Here is a 17,833-nt window from a genome sequence, read left to right as displayed (position 1 = left end):
TTAATAATTTTTAATCAAATCAACTGTTGAACGATCTAATTTCTTCACCAAGGCTTGCAAGAAAGCTTGAGCTTCTAGGAAGTCATCCATAGCGTAGAGGGTTTGGTGAGAGTGGATATAACGAGCGCAGACACCGATAGTTGTAGATGGGACACCGCCATTTTTCAGATGAGCTGCGCCAGCGTCTGTTCCACCTTTACCACAGTAGTATTGGTACTTGATACCAGCTTCTTCAGCCGTTGTCAAAAGGAAATCCTTCATTCCTGGGAGAAGCAAGTGACCTGGATCGTAGAAACGAATCAAGGTTCCATCTCCAATCTTGCCTTGACCGCCATAAACATCACCAGCAGGTGAGCAATCAACTGCTAGGAAGACTTCTGGGTCAAACTTGGTTGTGGAAGTATGAGCACCACGAAGACCAACCTCTTCTTGGACGTTAGAGCCAAGATAGAGTTCATTTCCGAATTTTTGACCTGACAGAGCTTCCGCCAACTCGCTCACCATAAGAACACCGTAGCGGTTGTCCCAAGCTTTTGAGATGATATTTTTCTCATTGGCCGTCAAGATTGCAGAACTATCTGGTACGATGGTGTCACCAGGACGGATGCCAAAACTTTCTGCCTCAGACTTATCCGCAAAACCGCCATCAAAGACGATATCTGCAATAGCTGGCATAGTTGGGCCGCCCTTACCACGAGTCAAATGTGGAGGAACAGAGCCTGAAATCACAGGAATTTCACGACCATCACGAGTCAAGAGTTTGAAACGTTGGCTACTAACCACCATAGGATTCCATCCACCGATTTCTACCACACGGAAGGTACCATCTGGCTTGATTTCGCTGACCATAAAACCAACTTCATCCATGTGAGAAGCGACCAAGACGCGCGGCGCATCCGTAGCTTCTGAATGCTTGATACCAAAAATACCACCCAAGCCATCTGTCACCACTTCATCCACGTGCGGTGTCAACTTTTCACGAAGATAAGCACGGACAGGTGCTTCATGACCTGAGATCGCAGCAAGTTCTGTTACTTCTTTGATTTTTGAAAATAATGTTGTCATTTCAGTTCCTTCTTTCTTTCATCCATTTTACCACTTTTTATAGGAGAAGGATAGCGGGAATCATCATTCCAGATAAAACTACTTGTGAAAAAACGAATCACCATTGTAATTCGTTTTATTTATGATTCCGTTTGAGTGAAAAATGGTCTGGGACGGGGTCCTTACCTGTTTTCGACCAGGGATGGCAACGTAAAATCCGAGCCAAGCCCATCAAAACACCCTTGAAGCCATGTTTTTCAATAGCCTGAATCATATAGTTGGAACAAGTCGGCTCAAAGCGACAAGAGGGTGGAAAGGCTGGTGAGATAAAACGCTGGTAAAAGCGCACAGGCGCTATTAAAATTCGTTTCATTATTTCTTGGTTACAGCCATGGTATGTAGTTGGCTGATTTCTTTTTTGTTAAGACGACGGGATTCTCCTGGACGGAGTCCTGTCAAGTCTAGATGTCCGAAACGTGTACGAGACAGTTTATCTACTTGAAGGCCGACAGCTTCAAACATCTTTTTAACCTGGTGGTTACGCCCTTCATGGATGGTCAACTGCACCACAGAGCGGTTTTTGACTGGATCAACTTTGAGAATTTCATAGACAGCTGGCTTGGTTTTCTTGCCATCAATCTCAAGTCCACGGGTCAAGGGGCGGAGATTATCCTTATTGGCCACACCTTTAACACGCGCGACATAAACCTTGTCAATCTCATTACGAGGGTGAATCATTTCATCCGTAAAATCCCCGTCATTGGTCAAAATCAAGACACCTGATGTATCCCAGTCCAAACGACCTACAGGGTAGATGCGCTCCTTCACGTTGGGCAAGAGGTCGACAACAGTCTTGCGACCCTTGTCATCTGTCACACTGGAAATCACACCACGTGGTTTGTTAAGCAGATAGTAAACCTTTTCTTCGTTGTAGATAGGCTGGCCTTCAACTTCGACCTTGTCGCCTGACTTGATAGTGGTTGCAAGTTCACGTACCACCTGGCCGTTAACCGTCACCAAGCCTTGCTTAATCAGCTCTTCTGCTTTTCTCCTACTGGCCACACCTGCGTGGGCAATATATTTATTGATTCTCATCTTCTTCTATCCTTTCACCAAATAATTGGCTTTCTTGGGCTTGAATCTCAAGCTCATCAATCACTGGTAATTCTTCCAAATGGTTAATTCCCATGTAATCTAGGAAATAATCTGTTGTCACATAGAGGTTGGGGCGTCCCAACACTTCTTTTTTCCCGTCTTCTCGTATCAAGTCAAAGGCCTGCAACTTCGCCAAAGCCCCACTCGAGTTGACCCCACGGATGGCATCAATTTCTATCCGTGTAATCGGCTGCTTATAGGCAATGATGGACAAGGTCTCAAGGGCAGCCCGAGATAAACTCTGGTTGATAGGTGCCTTAGAGTATTCCTTCAAAATCTCTGAAAACTGAGGCTTGGTCACCAATCTATAAGCACCACCAGTCTCAATCAGATCCAAACTGGAATCTAGGTCCTTTTCATACTTCTGAGATAATTTTTCTAAACTCTGTTGGATGCCTGTCGGTGGCAGAGAGAGGAGTTCAGCTAACTGGCGGACTCTAATCCCATCTTCACCCGCTACAAACAAGAGCGCTTCTATTTTTGCTAAAGTACTCATCTTTCCTCTCTATCAAGTCTAGCTTTGGGCCACTTGACTTTCTTCCTTCTTTTCCATGAGATAAATATCTCCGAAACTTTCCTCTTGCACGAGGATCAGCTCCTGTGTTTTGATTAACTCTAGGGTTGCTAAAAAGAGGGTAATGACCTCTTGGACATTCTGGGCTTCCTTAAACAAATCCTGCAAGCGCAATTGATCTCGTCCAGCTAAGGACTCTTTCACGATAATCATCATGTCCTCAATCTTATACTCATCTCGCAAGATAGTCGTGTGATTCTGTGCGAACTCCTCTTTTTTCTTGGCTAGGATATTTGAAAAAGCTAAAAAGAGGTCAATGGTCGTCTTGTCATGCACAAGCTCCGCATCTTCGTAAATCAACTCTGTCGGCGCTTTGGAATAATACTGGGCCCGTTCCTGGTGCTTGGCTTCCAAGTGCTCCCCCAAGAGCTTGAACTTGCGGTATTCTTCGATTTGAGAGAGGAGATCCTGTTCCAGGTCATCCTCCAAATCGGTCACTTCCGCTACCTTTGGAAGAAGCTTGCGACTCTTGATCAGCATGAGCTGACTGGCCATAACCATGTACTCGCCCGTCACTTCCAGACGCATGGCCTGCAGGGTTGAAACATAAGCTAGATACTGTTCGATGACTTCCGTAATGGGCACATCGTAGATATCCATCTGATACTTAGAAACCAGGTGCAAGAGCAAGTCCAGTGGCCCTTCAAAATCTTTTAATTTAATATCCATTATCTATATTTTTCTAAAGTCAGAACTGTTTTTAATCCTAATTTTTTTGCAATTTCGTACAAATCGACCTTCTTTTCTATCTGTCTTAGAATGAACTGTTCCCGCAAGGCTTGAGCGGATAAGGTTGAGAAACCTTTCTCCTTGACAAAGGACTCTAGCTGACGGAAGGCCCATTGACGAGAATAGGCTTTCCCTGTCCTTTCAAAAAGATAGGTCTGGCCCATCAAGGGTTCTAGCTCTGAAAGCAAGCTCGTGGGAATGGTGACAATCCTCTGTTGGGAAACCTTCTTGATTCGCAACACTTGAAAATCCAGATTGATATCCTCAACCTTAAGGGCTAAAATCTCACTCGGCAAGAGCCCCATTTCTAGGATTGAGAGCGCTAGCAAGCGACCCTCTGGATAATTACTTTCCTGCCAAAAAGAGGCTAGGTTTAACAGTTCTGGCTTTTCGGTCTTCTTTTCAGCTTGTTTAGCTAATTCCAAGCGGTAAAAACTATCCACTTCTCCTTTTTGATAGAGAAAGTAGAGAAATTGGTTACAGGCCGAAATCTTTCGCTTCTGGGCGCTGATTTTTAGATTGGCTAGTTGGGCTTGGTAAATCTTGAGACTGGTATCAGAAATCCGCTCGCCTACAATGTCTAAAAATTGCTCCAGATCATACTTATAGGACTGCTTGGAATTGGCAGACAAGCCCTGCTTTTCCTCTAAAAAATCTGAAATTCTGTCTCTCATTTGCATCGAATCTCATATTCCTTACTAAAGTCATGCAAGAGGGCATTCACTGCCTTGAGGATAGACTTGCGCGTGATGATCCCTTGGAAAATCCCTGACGCATCTACAACAGGCAAGAAGGACTCATCTACCAGCTTGTGCAAGACCTCCGTAATGGTAAAATCAGGCGAAACAACCGCTACATCCGTTTTGGTCATATGAACAATATCCGTATCCGCCATAATTTCTTGACTCAAATCATGCTCCATCTGATAAGCCATAATATCTCTGAGCCCAATCGTCCCAACAAACTGTTTTTCATCTGTCACAACAGGAACACGGGTATAGGTCATCTGACTAAGCAAGAGGGTCGCATGATCCGCATTGTGGGTATCAATTAACACAGCTAGATTTTCAGCAGGGGTCAAAAAAGTTTCTTCTTGCCCCAACAAGAAAGTCTCAAACTCCTTGGCAATCATCGGCTAAACTCCTTGGACAAGCCCGGATACACCTCGTGGTCTCGTGTCAAAAAGTCCACTTTAAAATAACTATCATCAATCTCCACACGAGCATAGAGACATTCTCTGATGGTCCCACGTGGTTGACTGATGGAACCTGGATTTAGAAAAAGAGTCTTTCCTTCCATCCAAGCATTTGGCACATGCAAGTGACCATAGAGACAGATATCGGCCTCTTCTTCCTGAGCCCAGTAGTCCAACTTTTGAAAGTTGAAATTGATGTCAAACAAGTGACCATGAGTTTGGATAATCTTGGTCGAACCAAGCTCGGTCACCAAACGTTCTGGGTAGCCGGCGTAGAAGTCCATGTTCCCTTTAACAACACGTATGCCTTCCCAAAGGGGAGAATCGGGACGCAGTTCAGAATCTCCGTTATGAAAAACGGCGTCAACTTTGCCCACATAGCGATCACGGATTTCTTCCACAATCAAGCTATCGCCATGGGAATCGCTCATTACAATGATGGTTTGCTTTGCCATGATGGAAATACCTCCAAAAGTTTCTTAACGGCTAAGGCACGGTGAGATTGACTATTTTTTTCTTCAAGGGTTAATTCAGCTGATGACTTGCCTGTCTCTCCTACAAGGAAGAGAGGGTCATAGCCGAAGCCATTTTCACCCTTAGGTTCAAAGTTAATGTAGCCAGGCCAGTCTGCTTCAACAACCAAGCTTTCCTTGTTTGGACTGGCCACGACTAGGGTTGTATGGAATTGAGCCGAGCGGTCCTTGAGTTCAAAGACCATGGCCAATTCGTGCAAGAGTTTGGCATTGTTTTCACGGTCAGTAGCTCCCACTCCTGCGAAACGAGCTGACCATACACCTGGCAAGCCACCAAGGACATCGACTTTGAGACCTGAGTCATCTGCCAAAACCATCTTGCCCGTTAATTGAGAAATGGTTTCTGCCTTGAGACGGGCATTTTCTTCGAAGGTCATGCCTGTTTCAGCTACTTCAGGCAGGTCAGGATAGTCATTAAGATTTTCCACATCGTAGCCTAACTTATCAAAGATAGCTCGGAACTCTTTGGTCTTGCCCTCGTTACGAGTCGCAATCAATAAGGTTTCTCTGACCTTGCTTGTCTCAAAGAAATCATGAACATTGACCCCTTCTTTAGGCAATGCTACATGCAGGAGTTGCCCATTTTCAATCAAGAGAAAAGCTCCCTGACGTTGGATGACTTCCAGATTTCGTCCCATTTCTTGGTTGAGGATATCTACCACAAAAGACAATAAACGGTAGAGAGAACCATAGCGTAAAACAATCACAGAAATAGGAAAACCTTGTTCCTCATCTCGAAATCTTTGGGCAAACTCAAATAGAGGAAAATCCAAGTCATCATCAGTCAATGTCCGGACACCACCAAAAATACTATATGAGCCGACATACCAGTCCTGGTCATCCTTGTATTCATAAATTTTATTTGTCATAATTCTACATGCTCCACATAAATCTCTTTTTCCAGCCATTCTTCACCAATTTGTGCAAAACTTTGGCTGCTGGCTGTTGTGTAAAAACGGTGATGGAGTGGTCCAGCATCGCGACCACGATTGATTTCAAAATAATTAAGTAAGACTGAAATGTCCCGTACACACTCTGCCCCACTATCAATGAGCTGAACCTTGGGTCCCATGACATTTTGAATAATAGGTCTGAGCAGTGGATAATGGGTACAACCCAAAATCAGGCTATCCACCTTTCCAACCAAGGGACGCAGGGTTTCATAGACCACTTTCTTGGTGACACTGGTTGACAGGGCACCAGACTCCACCAAGGGAGCAAACTTGGGACAGGCCAAACTCTCCACCTGTAAGTCCGGATCCAAATCATGGATTTTCTGACGGTAGATGTCTGAGTGTACCGTCATGGGTGTTCCAATCACTCCGATTTTCCCACCTTGGCTGGACTTGATAGCTGCCGAAGCTCCTGGCAAAATCACACCTAGGACGGGAATGTCTAGTTGAGCCTTGATTTCTTCCCAGACGACCGCAGTCGCAGTATTACAAGCAATGACAATCATTTTGACATCCTTGGTCAAGAGAAAGTTGACCAACTGCCAAGTATATTCACGAATTTGCTCAGCAGGACGGGGACCATAGGGCGCCCGCGCCGAATCTCCAATATAGACGATTTCTTCATGGGGAAGCTGGCGCATGAGCTCGCGCACAACGGTCAAGCCCCCGACACCCGAATCCAAAAAACCAATTGGTCGATTATCCATACAGTCTTCTTTCTAGTCTTTTTTCTGATTGATAGTTCATTATGATTACTTGTCTTTATGAACTGAAGAACAACTTCATCAACAACTATCTCTCTTAATCATAATCAAATATCAATAGAATGCAAGGAAAAAGTCTCATCCCTAAACCATAGCCAACATAGTGAGAAGTCTGGAACTTTCATCCCAGACTTTTCCTTATTTATTTTTTCTTTTTATTGTTAGCAAGGGCTGCCTTTTGTTGGCGGATGATTTGGTGGTAAACTTGTTGTACCTTAGCTTCGCTTGGTTTTTGACCATTTGCACTCAAAAGAGTACGAACTGCTTCAGCATTCAAACGTGGGTTGTCAGCGAATTCTTTTTCGATTTGCTTACGAACCAAGTACATCCCTCCAAGAGCTCCCCCTAGAAAAGCTAGCACAATCAATACAATTGCTAAAAGTAAATCCATCATTTTTCTCCTGTTTCTTTTTGAGTCTCTTTCATTATACCATAAACTAGCCACCCTGACTAGTTTGTTTTACGCTTTCAGGGATGGGTAGGCTGTAATTAAAGTTGGCTTATTGTTCTAGTCAAAACTAGAAAGAATATAAAAAATACACTCTCTTACCATTCGTTTCCTCCACTTTTTTAATACAAAACAATATCAAATATATATCCTTCTCTAATCCTCTTGACAACACTTCATTAGCTGGTAAAATTAGATTAACAATACAATATAGAAACAAAAGTTCGCCTCATTAAAAATGAAAGCGCTTTTAATTAATAAAGGAGGTTTCTATGGAAAAAATTTGGAGGGAGAAATCCTGTCGCTACAGTATTCGAAAGCTAACAGTCGGCACAGCCTCTGTTTTGCTTGGAGCGGTTTTTCTAGCTAGTCATACCGTCTCTGCTGATACTATTGAAGTACAGCAAAACGAGCCTGCATTAGAGAAAACTACAGTTAAGACAGACACTATAACGAAAGCAAGTGAATCAACTGAGCATACACAGCCAAACGTGCCAATTGATCATACAAAACCAGTTCTAGCTGATAATAGTGCTTCTGAAAGCAAACCCGCTGAGGCTGATAGTACTTCTGCTACAACTAACCAAGCCAGTACCGAAGCTATTGTCAAACCTAACGAAAATAAGGAAGCCGAAAAACAAGAACTACCTGTGACAGAACAAAGCAACTATCAGCTAAACTATGATCGACCAACAGCTCCTTCCTATGATGGATGGGAAAAACAAGCACTCCCAGTTGGGAATGGTGAAATGGGTGCTAAGGTTTTTGGTCTCATAGGCGAGGAGAGAATCCAATACAACGAAAAAACTCTTTGGTCAGGTGGACCGCGTCCCGACAGTACCGACTATAACGGAGGAAACTATCAGGAACGGTATAAAATTTTAGCAGAAATTCGTAAGGCTCTTGAAGACGGAGATCGCCAAAAAGCCAAACGATTAGCTGAACAAAATCTAGTTGGACCAAACAACGCCCAGTATGGACGTTATCTAGCCTTTGGTGATATCTTCATGGTCTTCAATAACCAGAAAAAGGGGCTGGATACAGTTACAGACTATCACCGTGGTTTGGATATCACAGAAGCCACTACTACAACTTCTTACACCCAAGATGGAACGACCTTTAAAAGAGAAACCTTCTCAAGTTACCCTGATGACGTTACTGTTACTCACTTGACCCAAAAAGGGGACAAAAAACTTGATTTTACAGTTTGGAATAGCTTAACAGAAGATTTACTTGCTAACGGAAACTACTCAGCGGAATATTCTAACTACAAGAGTGGCCATGTTACGACAGACCCAAATGGTATCCTACTAAAAGGTACAGTCAAAGATAATGGCCTCCAGTTCGCATCCTATCTAGGAATTAAAACGGACGGAAAAGTTACTGTTCATGAGGATAGTTTAACAATCACAGGAGCTAGCTACGCTACGCTTTTACTCAGTGCCAAGACTAACTTTGCTCAAAATCCTAAAACAAACTATCGCAAAGACATTGACCTCGAAAAAACAGTTAAAGGCATTGTAGAAGCAGCTAGGGGCAAAGACTACGAGACACTTAAAAAGAACCATATCAAAGACTATCAAAGCCTCTTTAACCGCGTCAAACTAAACCTAGGTGGAAGCAATGCTGCTCAAACGACAAAAGAGGCCCTTCAGACCTATAACCCTAGCAAAGGGCAAAAACTGGAAGAACTCTTCTTCCAATACGGACGTTATTTATTGATTAGTTCATCTCGTGATCGGACAGATGCCCTTCCTGCCAACCTACAAGGAGTCTGGAATGCCGTAGACAATCCACCTTGGAACGCTGACTACCACCTCAATGTCAACTTGCAAATGAACTATTGGCCAGCCTACATGAGCAATCTAGCTGAAACAGCCAAGCCAATGATCAATTACATTGACGATATGCGTTACTATGGCCGTATCGCTGCTAAGGAATACGCCGGTATCGAATCCAAAGATGGACAAGAAAATGGCTGGCTGGTTCATACCCAGGCGACACCATTTGGCTGGACTACTCCTGGTTGGAATTACTATTGGGGTTGGTCGCCAGCAGCTAATGCCTGGATGATGCAGAACGTCTATGACTACTATAAATTTACCAAGGATGAAAGTTATCTAAAAGAAAAGATTTATCCAATGCTCAAGGAAACAGCTAAGTTCTGGAATTCCTTCTTACACTACGACCAGGCCAGCGACCGTTGGGTATCTTCTCCATCCTATTCACCTGAACACGGTACCATCACCATCGGAAACACCTTTGACCAGTCGCTAGTCTGGCAGCTATTCCATGACTACATGGAAGTTGCCAACCATCTGAAAGTCGACCAAGACTTAGTCACAGAGGTCAAGGCTAAATTTGACAAACTCAAACCACTTCACATTAACAAAGAGGGACGCATCAAGGAATGGTACGAAGAAGACAGTCCACAATTCACTAATGAAGGCATTGAAAACAACCACCGTCACGTTTCCCATCTGGTAGGTCTCTTCCCAGGTACGCTCTTTAGCAAGGATCAGGCTGAATACTTAGAAGCTGCGCGTGCTACCCTCAACCACCGTGGAGATGGTGGTACTGGTTGGTCTAAGGCCAATAAAATCAACCTCTGGGCTCGTCTCTTAGACGGTAACCGTGCTCATCGCTTGCTCGCTGAACAGCTCAAATATTCAACCCTAGAAAACCTTTGGGATACGCACGCACCTTTCCAAATAGACGGAAACTTTGGAGCAACCAGTGGGATTGCAGAAATGCTTCTTCAATCACACACTGGCTACATTGCACCATTGCCAGCCCTTCCAGATGCTTGGAAAGACGGTCAGGTTTCTGGTCTGGTTGCTCGTGGTAACTTTGAAGTCAGCATGAAGTGGAAAGATAAAAACCTGCAAAGCTTGTCCTTCCTTTCAAATGTCGGTGGAGACCTAGTTGTAGATTATCCAAATATCGAAGCCAGTCAGGTTAAGGTTAATGGTAAATCTGTCAAAGCAACTGTTCTGAAAGATGGCCGCATTCAACTGGCAACACAAAAAGGTGATGTCATTACCTTTGAACATTTCCCTGGTCGTGTAACCAGTCTGACAGCAGTTAGACAAAATGGAGTCACTGCCGAACTCACCTTCAACCAAGTAGAAGGTGCTACCCACTATGTTATCCAAAGACAAGTGAAAGACGAATCTGGCCAAACCTCTGCAAGCAGAGAATTTGTGACCAATCAAACCCATTTTATCGACCGTTCGCTCGACCCTCAACTCGCCTACACTTATACTGTTAAGGCTATGCTGGGTAATGTTTCTACACAGGTATCCGAAAAGGCCAATGTCGAAACCTATAACCAATTGATGGATGACCGTGATAGCCGAATCCAATACGGTTCTGCATTTGGAAACTGGGCAGACTCAGAATTATTTGGAGGAACAGAGAAGTTTGCCGATCTTTCACTAGGTAACTATACAGATAAAGATGCGACAACAACCATTCCTTTCAATGGTGTTGGCATTGAAATCTATGGTCTCAAATCATCTCAATTGGGAATCGCTGAAGTCAAAATCGATGGTAAATCAGTCGGTGAACTGGACTTCTATACTGCAGGTGCAACTGAAAAAGGTAGCCTTATCGGTCGCTTCACAGGATTGTCAGATGGTGCTCATATGATGACTATCACTGTAAAACAAGAGCATAAACACCGTGGCAGTGAACGTTCCAAAATCTCCTTAGACTACTTTAAAGTTTTACCGGGACAAGGAACAACCATTGAAAAAATGGATGACCGCGACCCTCGCATTCAATACGGATCTCAATTCAAAGATTGGAGCGATACTGAATTATATAAGAGCACAGAAAAATATGCGGACATCAATAACGCCGACCCAAGTACCGCTTCAGAAGCTCAAGCAACCATTCCATTTACTGGAACAGGTATTCGAATTTACGGACTCAAAACATCCGCTCTCGGAAAAGCTCTCGTGACACTAGATGGCAAAGAAATGCCAAGTCTAGACTTCTACACTGCTGGCGCTACCGAAAAGGCAACCTTAATTGGAGAATTTACTAATCTGACCGATGGTAATCATATTTTGACATTGAAAGTTGATCCAAATTCACCAGCAGGACGCAAGAAAATCTCTCTAGACTCCTTTGATATCATCAAAGCCCCTGCTGTTGGTATAGATAGTCCAAGTATCGCACCACTTAAGGAAGGGGATAAAAACATCTCTTTAACTCTTCCAGCTGGAGATTGGGAAGCCATCGCTGTGACCTTCCCAGGCATCAAAGATCCACTCGTTTTACGCAGGATAGACGATAATCATCTAGTTACGACTGGAGATCAGACTGTCTTATCAATTCAAGATAATCAGGTACAAATCCCTATCCCTGACGAAACCAATCGAAAAATTGGAAATGCGATAGAAGCTTATTCTATCCAGGGAAATACAACAAGCAGTCCTGTAGTAGCTGTCTTTACCAAAAAGGATGAGAAGAAGGTTGAGAATCAGCAACCAACTACAAGCAAGGGAGATGACCCTGCTCCTATTGTAGAAATTCCTGAATACACTAAGCCTATCGGTACAGCTGGACAGGAACAACCGCCTGTAGTAAATAATCCGGAATATACTAAACCTATAGGTACAGCCGGACAGGAACAACCGCCTGTAGTAAACATTCCTGAGTACACTAAACCTATCGGAACAGCGGGACAAGAACAGCCACCTACCGTTTCTATTCCTGAGTACACTGAGCCTATCGGAACGGCTGGACAGGAACAACCGCCTACTGTGTCTATCCCTGAATACACTCAACCTATCGGAACGGCTGGACAGGAACAACCGCCTGTAGTAAATATTCCTGAGTACACTAAACCTATCGGCACAGCAGGACTAGAACAACCGCCTACTGTTTCTATCCCTGAGTACACTCAACCTGTCGGGACAGCGGGACAAGAACAACCGCCTACTGTTTCTGTTCCTGAATATAAACTTCGTGTCTTAAAGGATGAAAAGACTAAAGTTGAAATTATTGGAGGAGCGACTGACTTAGAGGAAATTTCTCACATTTCTAGCAGACGTGTATTAGCTCAAGAACTATTTGGTAAGACCTATGATGCTTACGATCTTCACCTTAAAAATTCAACAGATCATAGTTTACAACCAAAAGGAACTGTCTTGGTCCGCTTGCCTATTTCCTCAGCTGTCGAAAATGTCTACTACCTAACTCCATCAAAAGAGTTACAGGCACTCGATTTTACTATTCGCGAGGGAATGGCAGAATTTACGACTAGCCATTTCAGCACCTATGCAGTCGTTTATCAAGCTAATGGAGCATCAACTACTGCAAATCAAAAACCAAGTGAAACAGATATCAAACCATTAGCCAACAGCTCTGAGCAAGTTTCATCTAGTCCAGACCTTGTTCAATCGACAAATTATTCTCCTAAAGAACAACTTCCAGCTACTGGTGAAACGTCTAGTCCACTACTATTCTTGTCAGGATTGAGTCTAGTCCTAACAGCAACTTTTCTACTTAAGAACAAGAAGGATGAGTCCAACTAACTTTTAACCACACAAAAATCAGGATGAAGATAAGCTTCATCCTGATTTATTTTTTACAGTAGGTATAAAATTGCTAGGGTCAAGAGACTTGCTAATAGCCCCACTCCCCAAAAGAAGAAGTCGACCTTCCACTCGCTCCAAGGACTTCCCTTACCAGACAATCCTCCAAGCTCAAAATGATGATGCACAGGCGTCATACGAAAAATACGTTTACCACCTGTCAGTTTGAAATAACTGACTTGCATCATAACCGAAGTTGTTTCAAAGACATAAACAATTCCGATAATCAAGAGAGTCCATTCTTGGTGGAGGGCCATAGAGATAGCTGCCAGCATTCCACCTAAGGCCAAACTTCCCACATCCCCCATAAAGACTTTAGCAGGCTTATGGTTAAAGACGAAGAAACCAAGCAAACCACCAATCATGGCAAGAATCACTAGAAGGATATCCATCTGACCTTGCACATAGGCAATAACTCCATAGGCAGACAAGCTAATCACAACGGAAATACTAGCTAGACCGTCAATACCATCTGTCAAGTTGACTGCGTTTGAAAAACCGACTAGCCAGAAAAGAGCGAAGATAATATAGAAAATCCCTAAATGCACTTGGTAGCCAAAGACAGAGAGCATATCGCCCCCACGCTCATAAAAAAGGTAGAAAATGACGCCACCTAGCAGCTGAAGAGCCAATTTCTGTTTGGGATTAAGGCCCTCATTGATTTTACGGAAGACCTTGAGGAAGTCATCTAAAAAACCAACCAAACCATACAAGACCAAAATAAACAAAATCATACCAACATTATTGGTCAATTGTTTTAAAAACAGAGCGACGAAGAAACTCACCACAACTGCAGCAACGAGGAAAACAAGCCCCCCCATTGTAGGAGTCCCAGCTTTTGCCTGGTGCTGTTTGACATCCTCATGCATCTGCTGGCCTGTAATTTGCGCCTTTCTATAAAATTGGATGAAGGCCGGAATTCCCACTAAAGTTAGTAAAAATGTCACAATTCCAGCACTGATGGAAATAAACATATTAGTCTCCTAAAGTTAATTTAATTTTTTTAATGTTTTTGATAGCTGTATTGGTCCGAACGTCTTGCTTCTGAACAACAGAACCTGAACCTTCAAATTCCAGCTCAATATCCAACCATTTAGCAAAGGCCTCAGCAGTCTCTTTTTTCCAGCCATACATATCTGGAATTTCTTCTACCTTATCCGATAAAAGGAGAACTTGTTGGTTTGGTGCAAGATTTTTTCCTTCTTCTACAGAAGTCTCTTTAATCTTTGTTCCAGTACCAACAACGATTGGTTGCACAATATTTCGACGTAAGGCTTCCGCCAAATCACCAGGTGAAATATCCTTGATGCTAGGCATTGCATACGAAGATTCTGTCGTCACTTGATCTAAATTCTTAGCTGGAGATTGAAGGTTCAGAGATTCTTTCATCGCTGAAGCCCGCTCCAAGATTGGATTGGAAAACTCTCCCAACTGGGCAGCTGAATAATGCTCAGGCTGTTGAACCGTTACATACAAGATAAAATCAGGATTTTCAGCAGGATTCATAGTCACAACTGAGAAAATATAATTGGTAGAACCAACCAAGTAGCCTCCATTTTTCTCATCAGCGATTTGAGCCGTACCGGATTTAACTGCTACATTTTGTCCAGGAACTGTTATAATTGGCTTTCCTGTTTGGTGATTATACATAGTTCCATATAGAGGGTCCGTCCCAACTAATATCATGTTAGTACGAGTCAAGCTTGCTGCATCTTCAGATACAGGTTTTCCTACAATCTCTTTTTGAGACTTTCGTACAGACTGATTGTTAGTATCATAAATAGCACTTATAAATTTTGGCTCCAGCATAACTCCATCATTAGCAATAGCTGTAAAGGCACGAAGCATTTGTGTTTGTGTCACTGAAATCCCTTGCCCAAATGAGCTTTGAGCAATATTAACAATATTATCAGCTGGAAGTTGACCAGCGTATTCATCTGTCAAGCCAAAGCGAGTTGGGACCCCAAATTTAAAGCGGTTTAGATAATCCAACCAAGTAGCATCTCCCATTTTTTGTTCAAGTAGACTCATTCCAACATTACTGGAGTGAGCGAAACCTTGTAAGAAAGTCATCATCCTACCAGTCGTCAAACCATCATTAACATCCCAATCTCGAATCGTCGCATCCGCTATTTTTAATTCACTGCTATTGAAGTATTCTCCACTTGGGAAGGTATTGTTGTCAATAGAAGAAGCTAACGTCATGACCTTCATGGTTGATCCTGGTTCATAGTTACTTTGATAAAGAATATCACGCCAAACAAAGTCCTCAGTGATTCCTTCTTTAGTATCTGCATTAAAGGTAGGTCGTTGGGTGGTAGCGAGGATTTCACCGGTCTTTGCACTGACCAAGGTCGCGGTCATATACTTACCTTTTACTTTTTCTAGAAAGGCATCCATCTGAGTTTCCATAAAAGATTGTAGCGGACTAGACAATGTTGTATAAACATCCTTGCCATCCACAGTTTGTTGCGATACCAGTTCTGTACCTGGTACGATATTTCCTACACGGTCTTTTTCATAGGTAATAATACCGTCTGTCCCAGCAAGAATGGTATTTAAAGAACTCTCCAAACCAGAAGTCCCTAACAAACTCTTACTACCATCCTCATTTTCATGAAGTTGGGCTAAGCCAATAAAGCTAGAAGCAAATTGTCCATTTGGATAGCTTCTGTTAGGGCTAGTTGTAAAGTCAATCCCTTCCACACTAGCATCTTTTAAATCTTTTTTAATAGCCATCATATTGGCATAGGTAATCCCATTTCCTTTTGCACCAAAGGAAACTTGAGTTAGATTTGGTTGAGCTAATTGCTCTTTCACATAAGCTTCATCCATATCTAAATACTTATGGAAAACTTCAGCTACCTTATTAAACTGCGAATCCTCTACATAAAGAATTTTACCCGTTGCTGACTTGTATTTTTTATCAATAACAGCATAGACGTTATAGGAAGTCGCATCTTCAGCAATAGGCACTCCATTTCGGTCATAGATAGTCCCGCGTTTGGCAGGAACTGTTCGGGTTGTTTGGTGAACCTTTTTAGCCTCTTTTACCAAGTCAGTACCAAATATATTACCTTTTGCGATAATATAAGCAAAATTGGCCAAAAAGAGGCCGAAAAGGGCAACAGCTAAAAAGCTGAGGTACTTGCCAACTATCCTACGGTTTTTTTCTGGAGATTTACGATTTTTTATCGCAAATCGGGTTATTTTTTCTGTCCATTTCATATCTTACTCCGCTGTTCGGATATTTTCATTATTCAATTTCAAATCTTTTTTATCTGCAATTTCTTTCAAGCGCTCGGAACGAATCAATTCATTCACTTCCTGCTTAGCATCATCCAGCTCTGTCTTCTTTTCCTCTATCTGCGCATTGATTTTTGTTAAATCACTTTGCACTTGCAAGAGCCGTGTCTGCATAAAGATAATGCTTACTGCTAAAACGAGAGCCGTAAAAGCGATGGAAAGATAAAAAGCCTTCTCCACACGTGAGAATTTTTTTATACGATTCTGCAAGAATTGACTGGTTGTTTCTTTCTTATCTACCATTTTTTCCTCTTACTTGTGAATTTTTCTGGCCACGCGCAACTTGGCTGAGTGCGAGCGGTTATTGGCTTCTAATTCTTCTGCACTTGGCAAGATTGGCTTACGGGATACCAATTCCATCTTGGGCTTGAGATCATCTGGGATGAAAGGCAAACCTTTGGGAACTTCAACTGTTGAAGCCTCCTTGAACAATTGCTTGGTCAAGCGGTCTTCTAATGAATGAAAGGTAATCACTGAAATTCTACCATCCAGAGCCAACATCTCCATAGCCTGCTGGATGGACTCATCTGCCGCTCCCAGTTCATCATTGACTTCAATTCGAATAGCCTGGAAAATCTGCTTGGCAGGATGGCCCTTCTTCTTGAGCTCCTTGGCAGGTTTGGCCGACTTGATAATTTCTGCCAACTCCGTCGTTGTCTCGATTGGCTTGACTTCCCGAGCTTGTTCAATCTTACGCGCAATCTGTTTAGAGAATTTGTCCTCTCCATACTTGAAGAAAATACGAACCAAATCATGATAGTCATAGTGGTTCACCACTTCATAGGCTGTCAGACTAGCGTCCTGATTCATCCGCATGTCCAGTGGCGCATCCTTTTTATAAGAAAAACCACGCTCACGCTGGTCCAGCTGAGGACTAGACACTCCCAAGTCATAACAAATTCCATCAATTTCCTGAACACCAGCTTCGCGCAAACGTGCCTGTAAATGACGGAAATTATCCTTGATAAAAGTCACCATCCCCTTTTCAATGTAAGGTGCCAAACGTTTTTGCGCATTGTCAATGGCATTCTGGTCCTGGTCAAAGGCATAGAGATGGCCTTTTTCACTTAATTTGCTTAATAAATATTCGCTATGGCCTGCTCCACCCAAGGTCGCATCAACGTAAACACCGTCAGGTTTCACATCAAGCATATCAATCGTTTCGTGGAGTAAGACCGTTACATGATGAAATTCTTTTGTCATATCTTATCTATTTTACCACAAATCTGACTAGCTTGCACTAGTCAGACAAATAGACCAAAAACAAGTAAGATTTCGGTAACTTCTCAAAGTAACTTCCACTCACCTGACCAAAGTGGAAATTAGTCTAAAACGGATTTTTATGGTGGAATTAAGTGTGAGACATTTGAGTTAGAAATGAGGTCTACTATGACAAAACATAAACACCTTACCCTTTCAGACCGTAATGATATCCAATTAGGCTTAGAGCGAGGTGAAACCTTCAAAGCTATCGGACAATCCATTCTAAAAGACCCGACCACTGTTTCCAAAGAAGTCAAACGAAA

General features: G+C 42.8%; 17 protein-coding genes. 2 read left to right on the top strand and 15 right to left on the bottom strand.

What is annotated here, in order from left to right; translation table 11 throughout:
- The 11 genes from pepA to D8855_RS04915 all read right to left on the bottom strand — a co-directional run bounded on the left by pepA (position 1) and on the right by D8855_RS04915 (position 7,338).
- Entirely contained in the window at positions 1-1,065 is a 1,065-nt protein-coding gene (gene pepA, locus D8855_RS04965) for a glutamyl aminopeptidase (RefSeq protein ID WP_125416327.1), read from the bottom strand.
- A 115-nt stretch (positions 1,066-1,180) separates the two neighbouring features.
- Positions 1,181-1,417: a membrane protein insertion efficiency factor YidD gene (gene yidD, locus D8855_RS04960; RefSeq protein ID WP_049510486.1), complete on the bottom strand. Its 237-nt coding sequence runs from the start codon at positions 1,415-1,417 to the stop codon at positions 1,181-1,183.
- Positions 1,417-2,139 (bottom strand): pseudouridine synthase, encoded by a 723-nt coding sequence (locus tag D8855_RS04955; RefSeq protein WP_001222228.1) that lies wholly within the window; start codon positions 2,137-2,139, stop codon positions 1,417-1,419. The genes yidD and D8855_RS04955 overlap by 1 nt, the downstream gene beginning before the upstream one ends.
- Complete coding sequence (gene scpB / locus D8855_RS04950) at positions 2,126-2,695, bottom strand: SMC-Scp complex subunit ScpB (RefSeq protein ID WP_076984786.1); 570 nt, start codon at positions 2,693-2,695, stop codon at positions 2,126-2,128. The genes D8855_RS04955 and scpB overlap by 14 nt, the downstream gene beginning before the upstream one ends.
- Positions 2,696-2,713: 18 nt before the next feature.
- Positions 2,714-3,442, bottom strand: coding sequence for a segregation/condensation protein A (locus D8855_RS04945; protein WP_076984787.1), 729 nt, complete (start codon positions 3,440-3,442; stop codon positions 2,714-2,716).
- On the bottom strand, positions 3,442-4,176 hold the full coding sequence (gene xerD, locus D8855_RS04940) for a site-specific tyrosine recombinase XerD (protein WP_312023009.1): 735 nt from the start codon (positions 4,174-4,176) through the stop codon (positions 3,442-3,444). Before xerD ends, D8855_RS04945 begins: the two co-directional genes overlap by 1 nt.
- Positions 4,173-4,634: a cyclic-di-AMP-binding protein CbpB gene (cbpB, locus tag D8855_RS04935; RefSeq protein WP_000560716.1), complete on the bottom strand. Its 462-nt coding sequence runs from the start codon at positions 4,632-4,634 to the stop codon at positions 4,173-4,175. Before cbpB ends, xerD begins: the two co-directional genes overlap by 4 nt.
- Positions 4,631-5,152 carry a metallophosphoesterase gene (locus tag D8855_RS04930; protein ID WP_020902175.1) on the bottom strand — a complete coding sequence of 174 codons (522 nt, stop codon included), beginning with the start codon at positions 5,150-5,152 and terminating at the stop codon, positions 4,631-4,633. Before D8855_RS04930 ends, cbpB begins: the two co-directional genes overlap by 4 nt.
- Entirely contained in the window at positions 5,128-6,099 is a 972-nt protein-coding gene (locus D8855_RS04925; protein WP_125416323.1) for a nucleoside-triphosphate diphosphatase, read from the bottom strand. The genes D8855_RS04930 and D8855_RS04925 overlap by 25 nt, the downstream gene beginning before the upstream one ends.
- Positions 6,096-6,890: a glutamate racemase gene (racE, locus tag D8855_RS04920; protein WP_125416321.1), complete on the bottom strand. Its 795-nt coding sequence runs from the start codon at positions 6,888-6,890 to the stop codon at positions 6,096-6,098. The genes D8855_RS04925 and racE overlap by 4 nt, the downstream gene beginning before the upstream one ends.
- Before the next feature lie 199 nt (positions 6,891-7,089).
- Positions 7,090-7,338, bottom strand: a complete 249-nt coding sequence (locus D8855_RS04915; protein ID WP_000364990.1) for a YneF family protein — start codon at positions 7,336-7,338, stop codon at positions 7,090-7,092.
- 329 nt (positions 7,339-7,667) lie between these two features.
- On the opposite strand from D8855_RS04915, the gene D8855_RS04910 reads away from it, so the two are divergent.
- Positions 7,668-12,941: an SIALI-17 repeat-containing surface protein gene (locus tag D8855_RS04910; RefSeq protein WP_125416319.1), complete on the top strand. Its 5,274-nt coding sequence runs from the start codon at positions 7,668-7,670 to the stop codon at positions 12,939-12,941.
- 53 nt (positions 12,942-12,994) lie between these two features.
- On the opposite strand, the gene mraY is transcribed toward D8855_RS04910, so the two are convergent.
- Genes mraY through rsmH form a run of 4 tightly spaced genes read right to left on the bottom strand, consistent with a single transcriptional unit; the run spans position 12,995 to position 17,510 of the window.
- The gene (gene mraY, locus D8855_RS04905; protein ID WP_125416317.1) at positions 12,995-13,975 is read right to left on the bottom strand and encodes a phospho-N-acetylmuramoyl-pentapeptide-transferase; all 981 of its coding nucleotides are present in this window, start codon (positions 13,973-13,975) and stop codon (positions 12,995-12,997) included.
- Position 13,976: 1 nt separating this feature from the next.
- Positions 13,977-16,229, bottom strand: coding sequence for a penicillin-binding protein PBP2X (gene pbp2x / locus D8855_RS04900; RefSeq protein WP_125416315.1), 2,253 nt, complete (start codon positions 16,227-16,229; stop codon positions 13,977-13,979).
- Between the two features lie 3 nt (positions 16,230-16,232).
- Positions 16,233-16,550: a cell division protein FtsL gene (gene ftsL, locus D8855_RS04895; RefSeq protein WP_000227824.1), complete on the bottom strand. Its 318-nt coding sequence runs from the start codon at positions 16,548-16,550 to the stop codon at positions 16,233-16,235.
- Between the two features lie 9 nt (positions 16,551-16,559).
- Positions 16,560-17,510, bottom strand: coding sequence for a 16S rRNA (cytosine(1402)-N(4))-methyltransferase RsmH (rsmH, locus tag D8855_RS04890; protein WP_049552366.1), 951 nt, complete (start codon positions 17,508-17,510; stop codon positions 16,560-16,562).
- A gap of 186 nt (positions 17,511-17,696) precedes the next feature.
- Here rsmH and D8855_RS04885 point away from each other — a divergent pair.
- On the top strand, positions 17,697-17,833 hold a 137-nt coding region (locus tag D8855_RS04885; protein WP_142999115.1), incomplete at its 3' end, for a helix-turn-helix domain-containing protein.

Source organism: Streptococcus mitis, from assembly GCF_003942685.1.
Lineage (GTDB): Bacteria > Bacillota > Bacilli > Lactobacillales > Streptococcaceae > Streptococcus > Streptococcus mitis_CD.
The sequence above is the reverse complement of the archived record's forward strand: the minus strand, read 5'-3'. Positions and strand labels throughout refer to the sequence as shown.